The following is a 16,766-nucleotide window of genomic DNA, read 5'->3' as shown; positions in this document are numbered from 1 at the left end:
TTAGTCACCAGCCATTTTGCGCTGTATGGCGCCAGTAGCATTTCACACTGTTTGACTACTGGTTGTCCTGACAATGCACGTTTCTATCGACGACTTAATATATTGCGACAGGGTGCTCGCTCTGTGTAAATCGCAATGAAATGGTTTAAGCGTGATAGCAACAGGTATTGCGGAAAGTGTTCCATTTTCCGGTCAACAAAATAGTGTTGCACAAACTGTCTGCCCATGGACAGATGCGTCGACTTGTCAGCGAGCTGAGGAACCCTATGGTTTACTCCTATACCGAGAAAAAACGTATTCGTAAGGATTTTGGTAAACGTCCGCAAGTACTGGATGTCCCATATCTCCTTTCTATCCAGCTTGACTCGTTCCAGAAGTTTATCGAGCAAGATCCTGAAGGCCAGTATGGTCTGGAAGCGGCTTTCCGTTCCGTATTCCCGATTAAAAGCTACAGCGGTAATTCCGAGCTGCAATACGTCAGCTACCGTCTGGGCGAGCCTGTCTTTGACGTTCAGGAATGTCAGATCCGTGGCGTGACCTATTCCGCACCGCTGCGCGTCAAACTGCGTCTGGTGATCTACGAGCGCGAAGCGCCGGAAGGCACCGTAAAAGACATTAAAGAACAAGAAGTCTACATGGGCGAAATTCCGCTCATGACCGACAACGGTACCTTTGTTATCAACGGTACTGAGCGTGTTATCGTTTCTCAGCTGCACCGTAGCCCAGGCGTCTTCTTTGACTCCGATAAAGGTAAAACCCACTCTTCGGGTAAAGTGCTGTATAACGCGCGCATCATTCCTTACCGTGGTTCCTGGCTGGACTTCGAATTCGATCCGAAGGACAACCTGTTCGTACGTATCGACCGTCGCCGTAAACTGCCTGCGACCATCATTCTGCGTGCGCTGAACTACACCACTGAGCAGATCCTTGACCTGTTCTTTGAGAAAGTCGTTTTCGAGATTCGCGACAACAAGCTGCAGATGGAGCTGATTCCAGAGCGTCTGCGTGGCGAAACTGCGTCGTTTGATATCGAAGCCAACGGTAAAGTGTACGTTGAAAAAGGTCGCCGTATTACCGCGCGCCACATTCGCCAGCTGGAAAAAGACGATATCAAACATATCGAAGTTCCGGTTGAGTACATCGCTGGCAAAGTCGCTTCTAAAGACTACGTTGACGAATCCACCGGCGAGCTGATCTGCCCGGCGAACATGGAGCTGAGCCTGGATCTGCTGGCTAAGCTGAGCCAGTCTGGCCACAAGCGTATCGAAACGCTGTTCACCAACGATCTGGACCACGGTGCGTACATTTCTGAAACGATTCGTGTCGACCCAACTAACGATCGCCTGAGCGCGCTGGTAGAAATCTACCGTATGATGCGCCCGGGTGAGCCGCCGACTCGTGAAGCGGCTGAAAGCCTGTTTGAGAACCTGTTCTTCTCCGAAGACCGCTATGACCTGTCTGCGGTTGGTCGTATGAAGTTCAACCGTTCTCTGCTGCGTGACGAGATCGAAGGTTCCGGTATCCTGAGCAAAGACGACATCATCGAAGTGATGAAGAAGCTCATCGATATCCGTAACGGTAAAGGCGAAGTCGATGATATCGACCACCTCGGCAACCGTCGTATCCGTTCCGTAGGCGAAATGGCGGAAAACCAATTCCGCGTTGGCCTGGTACGTGTTGAGCGTGCGGTGAAAGAGCGTCTGTCTCTGGGCGATCTCGATACCCTGATGCCTCAGGATATGATCAACGCTAAGCCGATTTCCGCAGCAGTGAAAGAGTTCTTCGGCTCCAGCCAGCTGTCTCAGTTTATGGACCAGAACAACCCGCTGTCTGAGATTACGCACAAACGTCGTATCTCCGCACTCGGCCCGGGCGGTCTGACCCGTGAACGCGCAGGCTTCGAAGTTCGAGACGTACACCCGACTCACTACGGTCGCGTATGTCCAATCGAAACGCCTGAAGGTCCGAACATCGGTCTGATCAACTCCCTGTCCGTGTACGCACAGACTAACGAATACGGCTTCCTTGAGACTCCGTACCGTAAAGTGACCGACGGTGTTGTCACCGACGAAATTCATTACCTGTCTGCTATCGAAGAAGGCAACTACGTTATCGCTCAGGCGAACTCCAACCTGGATGACGAAGGCCACTTTGTAGAAGACCTGGTAACTTGCCGTAGCAAAGGCGAATCCAGCCTGTTCAGCCGTGACCAGGTTGACTACATGGACGTATCCACCCAGCAGGTGGTATCCGTCGGTGCGTCCCTGATCCCGTTCCTGGAACACGATGACGCCAACCGTGCATTGATGGGTGCGAACATGCAACGTCAGGCCGTTCCAACTCTGCGTGCTGATAAGCCGCTGGTTGGTACCGGTATGGAACGTGCTGTTGCCGTTGACTCCGGTGTTACTGCAGTTGCTAAGCGTGGCGGTACCGTTCAGTACGTCGACGCATCCCGTATCGTTATCAAAGTTAACGAAGACGAGATGTATCCGGGCGAAGCGGGTATCGACATCTACAACCTGACCAAATACACCCGTTCTAACCAGAACACCTGTATTAACCAGATGCCTTGCGTGTCTCTGGGTGAGCCAATCGAGCGCGGCGACGTGCTGGCAGATGGCCCGTCCACCGACTTGGGTGAACTGGCGCTGGGTCAGAACATGCGCGTGGCATTCATGCCATGGAACGGTTACAACTTCGAAGACTCCATCCTCGTATCCGAGCGTGTTGTTCAGGAAGACCGTTTCACCACCATCCACATTCAGGAACTGGCGTGTGTGTCCCGTGACACCAAGCTGGGGCCAGAAGAGATCACCGCTGACATCCCTAACGTGGGTGAAGCTGCGCTCTCCAAACTGGATGAATCCGGTATCGTTTACATTGGTGCAGAAGTCACCGGTGGCGACATTCTGGTTGGTAAGGTAACGCCGAAAGGTGAAACCCAGCTGACCCCAGAAGAGAAGCTGCTGCGTGCAATCTTCGGTGAGAAAGCGTCTGACGTTAAAGACTCTTCCCTGCGCGTACCAAACAGCGTTTCCGGTACTGTTATCGACGTTCAGGTCTTTACTCGCGATGGCGTAGAAAAAGACAAACGTGCGCTGGAAATCGAAGAGATGCAGCTGAAGCAGGCTAAGAAAGACCTGTCTGAAGAACTGCAGATCCTCGAAGCTGGCCTGTTCAGCCGTATCTACGCTGTGCTGGTTGCCGGTGGTGTTGAAGCTGAGAAGCTCGACAAGCTGCCGCGCGATCGCTGGTTAGAACTCGGCCTGACCGACGAAGAGAAACAGAATCAGCTGGAACAGCTGGCTGAACAGTACGACGAACTGAAGCACGAGTTTGAGAAAAAACTCGAAGCGAAACGCCGCAAAATCACCCAAGGCGACGATCTGGCACCGGGTGTGCTGAAGATTGTTAAGGTATACCTGGCCGTTAAACGCCGTATCCAGCCTGGTGACAAAATGGCAGGTCGTCACGGTAACAAGGGTGTAATTTCTAAGATCAACCCGATCGAAGATATGCCGCACGATGCTAACGGTACGCCGGTAGATATCGTACTGAACCCGCTGGGCGTACCATCGCGTATGAACATCGGTCAGATCCTTGAAACCCACCTGGGTATGGCTGCGAAAGGTATCGGCGATAAGATCAACGCCATGCTGAAACAGCAGCAGGAAGTCGCGAAACTGCGCGAATTCATCCAGCGTGCTTACGATCTGGGTACCGACGTTCGTCAGAAAGTCGACCTGAACACCTTCACCGATGATGAAGTGCTGCGTCTGGCTGAAAACCTGAAGAAAGGTATGCCAATCGCAACGCCGGTATTCGACGGTGCGAAAGAAGCGGAAATTAAAGAACTGCTGCAACTGGGTGGTCTGCCATCTTCTGGTCAGATTACCCTGTTCGACGGCCGTACCGGTGAACAGTTCGAGCGTCAGGTAACCGTAGGTTACATGTACATGCTGAAACTGAACCACCTGGTCGACGACAAAATGCACGCGCGTTCTACCGGTTCTTACAGCCTGGTTACTCAGCAGCCGCTGGGTGGTAAGGCGCAGTTCGGTGGTCAGCGCTTCGGGGAGATGGAAGTGTGGGCGCTGGAAGCATACGGCGCCGCCTACACCCTGCAGGAAATGCTCACCGTTAAGTCTGATGACGTGAACGGCCGTACTAAGATGTATAAGAACATCGTAGATGGCAACCATCAGATGGAACCGGGCATGCCGGAATCCTTCAACGTACTGTTGAAAGAAATCCGCTCGCTGGGCATCAACATCGAACTGGAAGACGAGTAATCCTCGCTCAAACAGGTCACTGCTGCCGGGGTAACCCCCGGCAGTGGATTGTGCTAACTCCGACGGGAGCAAATCCGTGAAAGATTTATTAAAGTTTCTGAAAGCGCAGACTAAAACCGAAGAGTTTGATGCGATCAAAATTGCTCTGGCTTCGCCAGACATGATCCGTTCATGGTCTTTCGGTGAAGTTAAAAAGCCGGAAACCATCAACTACCGTACGTTCAAACCTGAGCGTGACGGCCTTTTCTGCGCCCGTATCTTTGGGCCGGTAAAAGATTACGAGTGCCTGTGCGGTAAGTACAAGCGCCTGAAACACCGCGGTGTGATCTGTGAGAAGTGCGGCGTTGAAGTGACCCAAACCAAAGTGCGTCGTGAGCGCATGGGCCACATCGAGCTGGCATGTCCGACTGCCCACATCTGGTTCCTGAAATCGCTGCCGTCCCGTATCGGTCTGCTGCTCGATATGCCACTGCGTGATATCGAACGCGTACTGTACTTCGAATCTTATGTGGTTATCGAAGGCGGTATGACCAACCTGGAACGTCAACAGATCCTGACTGAAGAGCAGTATCTGGACGCGCTGGAAGAGTTCGGTGACGAATTCGACGCGAAGATGGGTGCGGAAGCTATCCAGGCCCTGCTGAAAAGCATGGATCTGGAGCAAGAGTGTGAAACTCTGCGCGAAGAGCTGAACGAAACCAACTCCGAAACCAAGCGTAAAAAGCTGACCAAGCGTATCAAGCTGCTGGAAGCGTTCGTACAGTCTGGTAACAAACCAGAGTGGATGATCCTGACCGTTCTGCCGGTTCTGCCGCCAGATCTGCGTCCGCTGGTTCCGCTGGATGGTGGTCGTTTCGCAACGTCGGATCTGAACGATCTGTATCGTCGCGTCATTAACCGTAACAACCGTCTGAAGCGTCTGCTGGATCTGGCTGCGCCGGACATCATCGTTCGCAACGAAAAACGTATGCTGCAGGAAGCGGTCGACGCCCTGCTGGATAACGGTCGTCGCGGTCGTGCGATCACCGGTTCTAACAAACGTCCTCTGAAATCTTTGGCCGACATGATCAAAGGTAAACAGGGTCGTTTCCGTCAGAACCTGCTCGGTAAGCGTGTTGACTACTCCGGTCGTTCTGTCATCACCGTAGGTCCATACCTGCGTCTGCATCAGTGCGGTCTGCCTAAGAAAATGGCACTGGAGCTGTTCAAACCATTCATCTACGGCAAACTGGAACTGCGTGGCCTGGCCACCACCATCAAAGCCGCGAAGAAAATGGTTGAGCGCGAAGAAGCTGTCGTTTGGGATATCCTGGACGAAGTGATCCGCGAACACCCGGTCATGCTGAACCGTGCACCAACACTGCACCGTCTGGGCATCCAGGCGTTTGAACCGGTACTGATCGAAGGTAAAGCTATCCAGCTGCACCCGCTGGTTTGTGCGGCATATAACGCCGACTTCGATGGTGACCAGATGGCTGTTCACGTACCGCTGACGCTGGAAGCCCAGCTGGAAGCGCGTGCGCTGATGATGTCTACCAACAACATCTTGTCTCCAGCGAACGGCGAGCCAATCATCGTTCCGTCTCAGGACGTGGTATTGGGTCTGTACTACATGACCCGTGACAAAATCAATGCCAAAGGCGAAGGCATGGTGCTGACTGGCCCGAAAGAAGCGGAACGTCTGTACCGCTCTGGCCAGGCTGAACTGCACGCTCGCGTTAAAGTTCGTATCACTGAATACGAAAAAGACGAGAACGGCGAGTTCGTAGCCAAAACCACGCTGAAAGACACTACCGTTGGTCGTGCCATTCTGTGGATGATCGTACCTAAAGGTCTGCCGTTCACTATCGTGAACCAGCCGCTGGGTAAAAAAGCGATCTCCAAAATGCTGAACACCTGTTACCGCATTCTGGGCCTGAAACCGACCGTTATCTTTGCTGACCAGACCATGTACACCGGCTTTGCGTATGCAGCCCGTTCTGGTGCGTCTGTTGGTATCGATGACATGGTTATCCCAGAGAAGAAATACGAGATCATCTCTGAAGCGGAAGCCGAAGTTGCTGAGATCCAGGAGCAGTTCCAGTCTGGTCTGGTTACCGCGGGCGAACGCTATAACAAAGTTATCGATATCTGGGCCGCGGCGAACGATCGTGTATCCAAAGCGATGATGGACAACCTGCAAACTGAAACCGTGATTAACCGTAACGGCGAAGAAGAGCAGCAGGTTTCCTTTAACAGCATCTACATGATGGCCGACTCCGGTGCGCGTGGTTCTGCAGCACAGATTCGTCAGCTGGCAGGTATGCGTGGTCTGATGGCGAAGCCGGATGGCTCCATCATCGAAACGCCAATCACCGCGAACTTCCGTGAAGGTCTGAACGTACTCCAGTACTTCATCTCCACCCACGGTGCGCGTAAAGGTCTGGCGGATACCGCACTGAAAACAGCGAACTCCGGTTATCTGACGCGTCGTCTGGTTGACGTGGCACAGGACCTGGTTGTTACTGAAGACGATTGCGGCACGCTGGAAGGCATCACCATGACCCCGGTTATCGAGGGTGGTGACGTTAAAGAGCCGCTGCGCGATCGCGTACTGGGTCGTGTAACCGCTGAAGACGTTCTGAAGCCGGGTACGGCGGATATCCTGGTTCCACGCAACACCCTGCTGAACGAACAGTGGTGTGACCTGCTAGAAACCAACTCCGTTGACTCCGTCAAAGTACGTTCCGTTGTATCCTGTGACACCGACTTTGGTGTATGTGCGCACTGCTACGGTCGTGACCTGGCGCGTGGCCACATCATCAACAAAGGTGAGGCTATCGGCGTTATCGCGGCACAGTCCATCGGTGAGCCGGGTACACAGCTGACGATGCGTACGTTCCACATCGGTGGTGCGGCATCTCGTGCGGCTGCTGAATCCAGCATCCAGGTGAAAAACAAAGGTAGCATTAAGCTCAGCAACGCGAAGTCGGTTGTGAACTCCAGCGGTAAACTGGTTATCACTTCCCGTAACACCGAGCTGAAGCTGATCGACGAATTCGGTCGTACCAAAGAGAGCTATAAAGTGCCTTACGGCTCTGTTATGGCGAAAGGTGATGGCGAACAGGTTGCCGGCGGCGAAACCGTTGCAAACTGGGATCCGCACACCATGCCGGTTATCACCGAAGTAAGCGGTTTTGTTCGCTTCACTGACATGATCGACGGCCAGACCATTACTCGTCAGACCGACGAGCTGACCGGCCTGTCTTCTCTGGTGGTTCTGGATTCTGCAGAGCGTACTGCCGGTGGTAAAGACCTGCGTCCGGCGCTGAAAATTGTTGATGCCCAGGGCAACGACGTTCTGATCCCAGGCACCGATATGCCTGCTCAGTACTTCCTGCCGGGCAAAGCGATTGTTCAGCTGGACGATGGCGTTCAGATCAGTTCTGGTGACACCCTGGCCCGTGTTCCGCAGGAATCCGGCGGTACCAAGGACATCACCGGTGGTCTGCCGCGCGTTGCCGACCTGTTCGAAGCACGTCGTCCGAAAGAGCCGGCAATCCTGGCTGAAATCAGCGGTATCATTTCCTTCGGTAAAGAAACCAAAGGTAAACGTCGTCTGGTTATCACCCCGGTAGACGGTAGCGATCCGTACGAAGAGATGATTCCGAAATGGCGTCAGCTCAACGTGTTCGAAGGTGAACGTGTAGAACGTGGTGACGTGGTTTCCGACGGTCCGGAAGCACCGCACGACATCCTGCGTCTGCGTGGCGTACATGCTGTAACTCGTTACATCGTTAACGAAGTGCAGGACGTATACCGTCTGCAAGGCGTTAAGATTAACGATAAGCACATCGAAGTTATCGTTCGTCAGATGCTGCGTAAAGCCACCATCGAAAGCGCGGGTAGCTCCGACTTCCTGGAAGGCGAGCAGGTTGAATACTCCCGCGTCAAGATTGCTAACCGCGAACTGGAAGCGAACGGCAAAGTGGGTGCAACCTTCTCCCGCGATCTGCTGGGTATTACCAAAGCGTCTCTGGCAACCGAGTCGTTCATCTCTGCGGCCTCGTTCCAGGAGACCACTCGCGTGCTGACCGAAGCAGCCGTTGCGGGCAAACGCGACGAACTGCGCGGTCTGAAAGAGAACGTTATCGTGGGTCGTCTGATCCCGGCCGGTACCGGTTATGCGTACCACCAGGATCGCATCCGTCGCCGCGCGGCGGGTGAAGTTTCTGTCGCGCCGCAGGTTAGCGCTGAAGAAGCGACCGCGAGCCTGGCAGAGCTGCTGAACGCAGGTCTGGGCGGTTCCGACAACGACTAATCGTTCACGCTAGTGCGATAAGTTGAAAAGGCCACTCTTCGGAGTGGCCTTTTTTATTGCTGCTCCGTAATTGCCGGATGGCGGCTTCGCCTTATCCGGCCTACAAATGCTACAAATGCAAAAGGCACCCTGGTGGGTGCCTTTTTTATTCCGTCATCGTGCGTTTAGCTCACCAGAGGAATACGGCGGTACAGTTCAATCATGTCGGTGGCCAGATCCTGGATAACCATCGCATTCATCAGGTGATCCTGAGAATGAACGGTAATCAGGTTAACCGGCAGCTTGCCCGTGCCTTCGTCGATGCCGATCAGCTGCGTCTGGATACCGTGTGCCAGCTTCACGAACTCGCGGGACTCTTCCATCGCTTTTTCTGCGCCTTCGAAGTCACCCTTACGCGCGAGCTGCAGCGCGGTTAATGTGGAGCTACGTGCGGCACCGGCGTTCACCAGCAGTTCCATGATGATTGATTCTAAATCTTCCACGTCTTCCTCACTCCATTAACTTAAGGGCTTTCTCAAGCACGACATCGCCTTTCATCATGCCGTAATCCATCATATCGATGACCGCGACTTTCTTGCCCAGCGGGTCGGCCAGCGCCTGTAGCTTAGCCTGCTCATACTTGACCTGTGGGCCGAGCAGAACGATGTCTGCCTCGTTGATATTCGCTTTGAATTCGGCCACCGGTACGGCTTTAATTGAGACTTCAACCCCTTTTTTCTGAGCTGCGTCCTTCATGCGTTGAACCAGCATGCTGGTGGACATACCTGCAGCGCAGCATAAAACGATATTCTTCATAATGCTCCCTCATGACCCGTGATTAACCATGTTTATCGCGAGCTGAAACGATCAACAACCGCTTTGCAGCGATTGTGTGTAAGGCATCACAAAGATTGTCGCAAAAGTCTGAAACCGGTTACATTTTTTAGCGTGGCGCAAAGACAAAAAAAACCGCAGCGCGGGTCTTTCGTTATCGAGGGGGAAAGTCAGGAGGTTGAGGTACGTTCGATGCGATTTTTCCCCTGGCGTTTGGCGCGATAAAGCGCTTCGTCAACGCTCGAGACCAGGTGATCCAACGTCTCCATATGCCATTCGCCCAGCCCGGCGCTGAAAGTGACATGCAGGCCTTCTTCACGCCATGACCGGTTAGCCACGTTCAACCGCCATAGCTCCAGCAGGGCGGCGGCTTCGGCAACGTGTTCGGCGGTGAAAATAACCGCAAACTCTTCGCCACCGTAGCGATACAACGATAGACCATGCGCCTGCAGGATAGCGATCCCTTCACGGGCAACGCTGCGCAGGACAATATCCCCGCTCAGATGACCCCAGGCATCGTTAATGGATTTGAAGTTATCGATATCGACCAGCGCGAGTGCGAACGACTGTCGCTCGTTCATCAGCTTAGCGATGTCGGTATCGAAGGCCCAGCGGTTCTTACAGCCGGTCAGCGAGTCGACGGTCGCCTGGCGCACGTAGGCCCGCTCGCGCGCTTTATTCGTCTCAATCGCTTTATGCAGCATCACCTCCAGGCCCGGCGCTCGTTGGGTATCACCTGTCTTGATGGCGTTAATGATATTCATCAGGATGCCGCGTGAGGCGTGCCGCAGGTACAGGCCGAAGGTAATGATAATCAGACCTGCCAGCGCGAAGCCCCACGAGATGATGATACTTTCATGCTGCGCCAGCATGCTGAGGGTATGGCCGGAAACTTTATAGATCACAAACCAGTCAGGGTTGGTGAAGGAATAGTAGTAATACCAGGTACGACTAGGTTTATCGAACACTTCTCCTTCGCCAGCGGTCATGCCGTTAAGCAGTTGTTCAGACACGACCGTCTGGAACAGCTTGCCGCTGTCCGGATGCAGCAGCGCCTGTCCCTGGCGGTTGACGATGAAGAACTCGCCTTGCACCGGCGAGCGCATCTGCCGCAGCGTATGGCTCATGGCGGTGAGATCAAAGTGGAACGCCAGCGTGCCTTTTAGTTTGCCGTCGGTCGAAATAACCGGTTTTGCCAGCGTCACGGTCTGTTGCTGCGTGAAGAAATCGGTGTAGGGCTGGGTATAGCGGCTGAAGATCCCGACATCGCCCTGATGCACGAACCACGGGCGGGTTGAGGCATCAAAAACCGGCGCATTCGGGCGCTCAATCGCCTGCGGTGCGCGCAGGTAATGGCCTTGCGTATCGGCGATCGACAGCGAAGAGACGGTGGGCATCATGGACAGCAGCTGCATCATGGATTGCAGCCCTTGCTCGGGGTCGATATTGACGAGTCTGTTCAGCTCATCATTACGGGCTAAAAAGGTTGTCGCACGCCCCAGAATATAATCGTTTTCATGCAGAATGGATTCCGTGTAATTGACCGCAAGGTTATGGGTGAAATTGCGGTTAATACTGTGATAATCACGAATAATATCATTGCGTTGAATGATAGTGACCAGCGTGGCAATAATCACAAAGCACAGGATAATGCCGGCAAAACTGATAAAAATAGGCGCTGTAAACGACAGCCGCCTGCTGTGAGAACTCATCATGGTTTCCATTCCCGGAGTGAATTGCAGAAAACCAGAGAGAGCAGGTACCGCAATCGTATACACATATTTATGACTCAATAATTATACTTTATCGATGTAAACATGAGTATTTAATCTATATGTATAGATTAAATTGCTAGTAAATACCGTTTTTTATGAAATATTCGTTTGTTGAGGTTGGGTGAAGGGCGGCGCTTGAAGCACGTCGCCCTGAATCAGTGTAGCTCACTTTTAGCGCGGTGCGCTTCGTCCGAGCCAACTGTCCCAGTCTTTCCATACCGGCTGTAGCCCGCGCGCGGTTAACGCGTTGGCGACTTCGGCAGGGGTTCTGGCATCGTGCGGCGAGAACTGTTCCAGTTCCGGGCGATCGTCGGCGTAGCCGCCGGGCTGGGTTTTGGAAAAGGCGCTGACGTTATTGATGGCTAGCGGGATCACGCGGTCACGGAACCAGGGAGACTCGCGGGTGGACAGCGATAGTTCGGTATCCGGTGAGAACAGACGAAAGGCGCAAATCGTCTGTACCAGCTGCCGTTCATCCATCAGCGATGCCGGCTCGATGCCGCCCGCGCAGGGCCGCAGACGCGGGAAGGAGATTGAATAGCGGCTTTTCCAGTAGCGCTGCTGAAGCCACATCAGGTGCTCGGCGACCATAAAACAGTCGACCCGCCAGCTGTCAGACAGGCCTATCAGCGCACCGAGGCCAATTTTATCCATGCCTGCCTGGCCCAAACGGTCCGGCGTATCGAGACGCCAGAAAAAGTCCTGCTTTTTGCCTTTCAGGTGATGCTGAGCGTACATTCCTTCGTGATAGGTCTCCTGATAAACCATCACGCCATCCAGCCCCAGCGCCTTCAGCTCGGCGTATTCCTCGGTCGCCAGCGGCTGAACTTCCATGTGCAGTGACGCAAACTGTCGGCGAATAGCCGGAAGGTGGCGGCGAAAATAGTCCATCCCGACTTTTGCCTGATGTTCACCGGTGACCAGCAGCAGATGCTCAAAACCCAGCTCACGGATGGCCGTGCACTCCCGAGCAATTTCTGCGTTATCCAGCGTTTTACGCTTGATACGGTTGCTCATTGAGAAACCGCAGTAGGTGCAGTCGTTGGCGCAGAGATTTGAGAGATACAGCGGAACGTAAAAGCTCACGGTGTTGCCAAAGCGCTGACGGGTGAGCTTCTGCGCCCGCTGTGCCAGCGGCTCCAGATAGTCGGCGGCGGCAGGCGAGAGCAGCGCCATCAAATCATCGCGGCTAAGCTGCGAAGCGTTGAGGGCGCGTTCCACGTCAGCGGCGGTTTTCCCGTTGATACGCAGGCGGATGTCGTCCCACTCCAGCTGTCGCCAGCGGTCGGTGAAGGTATTCATGCCAGTGCCTCCAGAAATCCCGTCAACGGGCTGGTGGCCTGCGCGAGCGAGCTTTTGCTGCCGGGGACGGCCTGGCGCGCCAGAAGGCCCGCTTCAACCGCCAGACGGAAAGCGGTGGCCATCATCACCGGATCGTCCGCCACGGCAATCGCCGTGTTGACCAGCACCGCGTCGGCGCCCATTTCCAGCGCCTGCGTGGCGTGGCTGGGGACGCCGATGCCTGCATCAACCACCACCGGCACGGTCGCCTGTTGGATAATAATCTCCAGCATCGCTTTGGTTTCCAGCCCCTGGTTGGAGCCGATAGGCGCGCCGAGCGGCATCACCGCCGCGCAGCCCACGTCTTCCAGCCGCTTGCACAGTACCGGATCCGCACCGCAGTAGGGCAGCACCACAAAGCCCTGTTTCACCAGCGCTTCGGCAGCTTTTAGCGTTTCAATCGGATCCGGCAATAGCCAGCGGGCATCCGGGTGGATTTCTAATTTGAGCCAGTTTGTGCCCAGCGCTTCACGCGCCAGTTGGGCGGCGAAAATCGCCTCTTCAGCGGTTTTCGCTCCGGAGGTGTTAGGCAGCAGCGTCACGCCCGCGTCGATAAGCGGGGCCAGAATGGCATCGTTATGCTGGCGCAAATCCACGCGCTTCATCGCCAGCGTCACCAGCTGGCTGCCGGAGGCGCGAATCGCCTCGACCATCAGCTGCGATGAGGCAAATTTTCCGGTACCGGTGAACAGATGTGAATCAAACGTTTTGTCGGCAATACGTAACATATCAACCCCCTGCAATAACCTGAAAAAGCAGGATCTGGTCGCCTTCCTGCACGATTTGCTGCTGCCACTGCTCGCGCGGCAGGATCTGCTGATTGAGCGCCAGCGCCGCGCCCGGTTTGAGCTGATTAAGCTCGGTGAGCAGCCCGCTGACGGTTTGTCCCTCGGCGCACTGCATCGGCTCATCATTGAACTGAATCTGCATGTTGCCCTCCGCATACCGGGCAGCCATTGGCCCGACGCAGCGCAAGGCTGCGCCATTGGCTGGTTTTACCGTCAAACAGGCGTAACTCGCCGCTGGGCGTCGCAATGCCGCTAAGCAGTTTGATGGCTTCCAGCGCCTGCAAGGTGCCCATCACGCCGACAACCGGGCCGACGATACCGGCGGTACGGCAGTTGCGCTCAGGTTCGACATCATCCGGCCACAGGCAGCGGTAACAACCTTGTTCCCACGGTGGCGTGAGCACCATCAACTGGCCGCCGAAACCGACGGCGCTGGCGGTCACCAAAGGCGTATTCAGCGACACGCAGGCGGCGTTAATTTCCTGACGCGTGGCCATGTTGTCGGTACAGTCGAGCACCACGTCGGCCCGCTCGACAGCGTGCCGCAGCGCATCGCCCGTCAGCCGCTGCTCAAGGACGACCAGCTCGCTGTCCGGGTTAAGACGCGCCAGATGGCGTTCCGCCGCCAGCGCTTTCGGGCGAGCAATGTCGTCGGTGGTGAACAATATTTGCCGTTGCAGATTGCTCAGATGAACGTCGTCATCGTCCGCCAGCGTCAGCGTACCGACGCCCGCTCCCGCCAGATATAGCGCGGCAGGCGAGCCTAATCCGCCCAGACCGACAATCAGCACATGGCTGTCGAGCAGTTTTTGTTGGCCCTCAATAGCGATATCGCCGAGCAGGATCTGCCGGCTGTAGCGCATAAAGTCGCGGTCATTCATCGCCGACTCCCGCTATGTCGAGCAGCTGCGCTGTGGCTGCCTGCCAGTCAGCCGCCTGGGTAATGGCGCTGACCACGGCAATGCTGCCGACGCCGGTTGCCAGCACTGCGGGCGCACGTTCCAGGCTGATGCCGCCAATGGCGACGGTCGGGTAATCTGCCAGTCGTTCAATATGACTTGCCAGCTGCGTCAGCCCCTGCGGGGCGGAAGGCATCTGCTTGGTTTGCGTGGGGAAGACGTGGCCGAGTGCGATATAAGAAGGCTTAGCCGCCAGCGCGACGTCGATCTCCATATCATCGTGAGTGGAGACACCCAGGCGCAGCCCCGCCGCCTGAATCGCCGTCAGATCGGTGGTTTCAAGATCTTCTTGGCCCAGATGCACGCCGTAAGCGTTGTGCTTAATCGCCAGCCGCCAGTAGTCGTTGATAAACAGACGGGCGTCATAGCGACGCCCCAGTTCAATGGCGGCCATGACGTCGGCTTCGACCTCTTCATCACGCTTATCTTTAATGCGCAGTTGGATCGTGCGCACGCCCGCCTGCAGCAGGCGTTCAATCCACGCCACGCTGTCCACCACCGGGTAAAGCCCGAGGCGGAACGGCACGGTCGGGAAATCAGGCTGGTACATTATGCCTCCTCTTTTTTGAGGTAGATTTCACCGCCTTTGGCGCGGAAGTTCTCCGACATATCTGCCATTCCCACTTCAATAGTCTGCGCGGCGGCGTAGTCGCGTACTTCCTGGCTGATTTTCATTGAGCAGAACTTCGGCCCGCACATTGAGCAGAAATGGGCGACTTTGCCGGACTCCTGCGGCAGGGTTTCATCGTGATAAGCGCGGGCAGTGAACGGGTCGAGCGCGAGGTTAAACTGGTCTTCCCAGCGGAATTCGAAGCGCGCTTTCGACATCGCGTTGTCGCGGATCTGCGCACCCGGGTGCCCCTTCGCCAGGTCGGCGGCGTGGGCGGCAATCTTGTAGGTAATCAGCCCTTGCTTCACGTCTTCTTTGTTCGGCAGGCCGAGGTGCTCTTTTGGCGTCACGTAGCACAGCATCGCGCAGCCAAACCAGCCGATCATCGCCGCGCCAATGCCGGAGGTGAAGTGGTCATAGCCCGGCGCGATATCTGTCGTCAACGGCCCTAAGGTGTAGAACGGCGCTTCGTGGCAGCTCTCCAGCTCTTCGGTCATGTTGCGTTGGATCATATGCATCGGCACATGCCCTGGGCCTTCAATCATCACCTGCACGTCGTATTCCCAGGCGATTTTGGTCAGCTCGCCCAGCGTATGCAGTTCGGAGAACTGCGCTTCGTCGTTGGCATCCTGAATCGAACCCGGGCGCAGGCCGTCACCGAGAGAGAGCGAGACGTCGTAGGCGGCGCAGATTTCACAAATTTCGCGGAAATGTTCAAACAGGAAGTTTTCTTTGTGATGCGAGAGGCACCATTTCGCCATAATTGAACCGCCGCGCGAGACAATTCCGGTCAGGCGTTTAGCGGTCATCGGCACGTAGCGCAGCAGTACGCCGGCATGGATAGTGAAGTAGTCGACGCCCTGTTCGGCCTGTTCCAGCAACGTATCGCGGAACGCTTCCCAGGTGAGATCTTCGGCGATCCCGTTGACCTTCTCCAACGCCTGGTAGATCGGTACGGTGCCGATCGGCACCGGGCTGTTACGCAGGATCCACTCGCGGGTTTCGTGAATATAGCGACCGGTGGAGAGGTCCATCACCGTATCTGCGCCCCAGCGGGTCGACCACACCAGTTTTTCGACCTCTTCTTCGATAGAGGAAGTGACCGCCGAGTTACCGATGTTGGCATTCACCTTCACCAGGAAGTTGCGGCCGATGATCATCGGCTCGGATTCCGGGTGGTTGATGTTGGCGGGAATAATCGCCCGGCCCGCAGCGACTTCATCACGCACGAATTCCGGGGTGATATTTTCCGGTAGACGAGCGCCAAAGTTCATCCCCGGATGCTGGTGGCGCAGTACTTCACTACGAATACGCTCGCGGCCCATGTTTTCACGGATGGCGATAAACTCCATCTCCGGCGTGACGATCCCCTGACGGGCGTAGTGCAACTGGGTCACGCGCTTTCCGGCTTTGGCGCGCTTTGGCGTCAGCAGGCCGCTGAAACGCAGCCCGTCCAGGCCATCGTCGGCCAGGCGCTCTTTGGTGTAAGCGGAGCTGCGGTCGTCTAATTCTTCGCTGTCGTTACGCGCCGCAATCCACGGCTGGCGCAGTTTCGCCAGGCCCTGCTGGACGTTAATCGCCACGTCAGGATCGCCATACGGCCCGGAGGTGTCGTACACCGGCACGGCTTCGTTGTCTTCAAATTGCGGGTTGTCTTTGCTGCCGCCAATCAGCGTCGGGCTCAGCTGGATTTCGCGCATCGGAATGCGGATATCCGGCTGCGAACCGGTAATATAAATGCGTTTTGAGTTAGGGAAGGCGGTCCCTTCCAGGGTATCGATAAAGTGTTGGGCTTGCGCGCGCTGTTCGCGGCGTGATGGTTTAGTAGTGGCAGACATAGCTCATTCCAAAAAAGTAAGGACGTGGCTTGTCAGACGACGGATGA

The 16,766-nt window shown here is 55.5% G+C and carries 11 protein-coding genes; 2 read left to right on the top strand and 9 right to left on the bottom strand.

Translation table 11 applies throughout. From position 1 onward, the window contains the following. Positions 1-266: 266 nt before the first annotated feature. Both rpoB and rpoC read left to right on the top strand, forming a co-directional pair. A complete protein-coding gene (rpoB, locus tag H7R76_RS22335) occupies positions 267-4,295 on the top strand; it encodes a DNA-directed RNA polymerase subunit beta (protein ID WP_106930769.1) in 4,029 nt (1,342 codons plus the stop codon). A gap of 76 nt (positions 4,296-4,371) precedes the next feature. Next, positions 4,372-8,595 (top strand): DNA-directed RNA polymerase subunit beta', encoded by a 4,224-nt coding sequence (gene rpoC, locus H7R76_RS22330; protein WP_106930767.1) that lies wholly within the window; start codon positions 4,372-4,374, stop codon positions 8,593-8,595. Positions 8,596-8,759: 164 nt separating this feature from the next. Here rpoC and H7R76_RS22325 read toward each other — a convergent pair whose 3' ends face one another. From H7R76_RS22325 to thiC, 9 genes are all read right to left on the bottom strand, one after another. Then, positions 8,760-9,077: a PTS lactose/cellobiose transporter subunit IIA gene (locus H7R76_RS22325; protein WP_182966525.1), complete on the bottom strand. Its 318-nt coding sequence runs from the start codon at positions 9,075-9,077 to the stop codon at positions 8,760-8,762. 7 nt (positions 9,078-9,084) lie between these two features. Further along, entirely contained in the window at positions 9,085-9,390 is a 306-nt protein-coding gene (locus tag H7R76_RS22320) for a PTS sugar transporter subunit IIB (protein WP_064546542.1), read from the bottom strand. 188 nt (positions 9,391-9,578) lie between these two features. After that, complete coding sequence (locus tag H7R76_RS22315) at positions 9,579-11,120, bottom strand: sensor domain-containing diguanylate cyclase (RefSeq protein ID WP_182968069.1); 1,542 nt, start codon at positions 11,118-11,120, stop codon at positions 9,579-9,581. Between the two features lie 234 nt (positions 11,121-11,354). Continuing rightward, complete coding sequence (thiH, locus tag H7R76_RS22310) at positions 11,355-12,485, bottom strand: 2-iminoacetate synthase ThiH (RefSeq protein ID WP_106930763.1); 1,131 nt, start codon at positions 12,483-12,485, stop codon at positions 11,355-11,357. Further along, positions 12,482-13,252 (bottom strand): thiazole synthase, encoded by a 771-nt coding sequence (gene thiG, locus H7R76_RS22305; protein ID WP_057102429.1) that lies wholly within the window; start codon positions 13,250-13,252, stop codon positions 12,482-12,484. The genes thiH and thiG overlap by 4 nt, the downstream gene beginning before the upstream one ends. 1 nt (position 13,253) lies before the next feature. Then, positions 13,254-13,454: a sulfur carrier protein ThiS gene (gene thiS, locus H7R76_RS22300; protein WP_003033088.1), complete on the bottom strand. Its 201-nt coding sequence runs from the start codon at positions 13,452-13,454 to the stop codon at positions 13,254-13,256. Continuing rightward, entirely contained in the window at positions 13,435-14,193 is a 759-nt protein-coding gene (locus H7R76_RS22295) for a HesA/MoeB/ThiF family protein (protein ID WP_048214116.1), read from the bottom strand. The genes thiS and H7R76_RS22295 overlap by 20 nt, the downstream gene beginning before the upstream one ends. After that, positions 14,186-14,821: a thiamine phosphate synthase gene (gene thiE / locus H7R76_RS22290; protein WP_182966523.1), complete on the bottom strand. Its 636-nt coding sequence runs from the start codon at positions 14,819-14,821 to the stop codon at positions 14,186-14,188. The genes H7R76_RS22295 and thiE overlap by 8 nt, the downstream gene beginning before the upstream one ends. After that, positions 14,821-16,719 carry a phosphomethylpyrimidine synthase ThiC gene (thiC, locus tag H7R76_RS22285; RefSeq protein WP_182934533.1) on the bottom strand — a complete coding sequence of 633 codons (1,899 nt, stop codon included), beginning with the start codon at positions 16,717-16,719 and terminating at the stop codon, positions 14,821-14,823. The genes thiE and thiC overlap by 1 nt, the downstream gene beginning before the upstream one ends. Positions 16,720-16,766: the final 47 nt, after the last annotated feature.

This window comes from Klebsiella sp. WP8-S18-ESBL-06, from assembly GCF_014169755.1.
In the GTDB taxonomy this organism is placed as follows: Bacteria; Pseudomonadota; Gammaproteobacteria; order Enterobacterales; family Enterobacteriaceae; genus Kluyvera; species Kluyvera ascorbata_B.
This window is presented reverse-complemented; position numbering and strand designations above follow the sequence as displayed.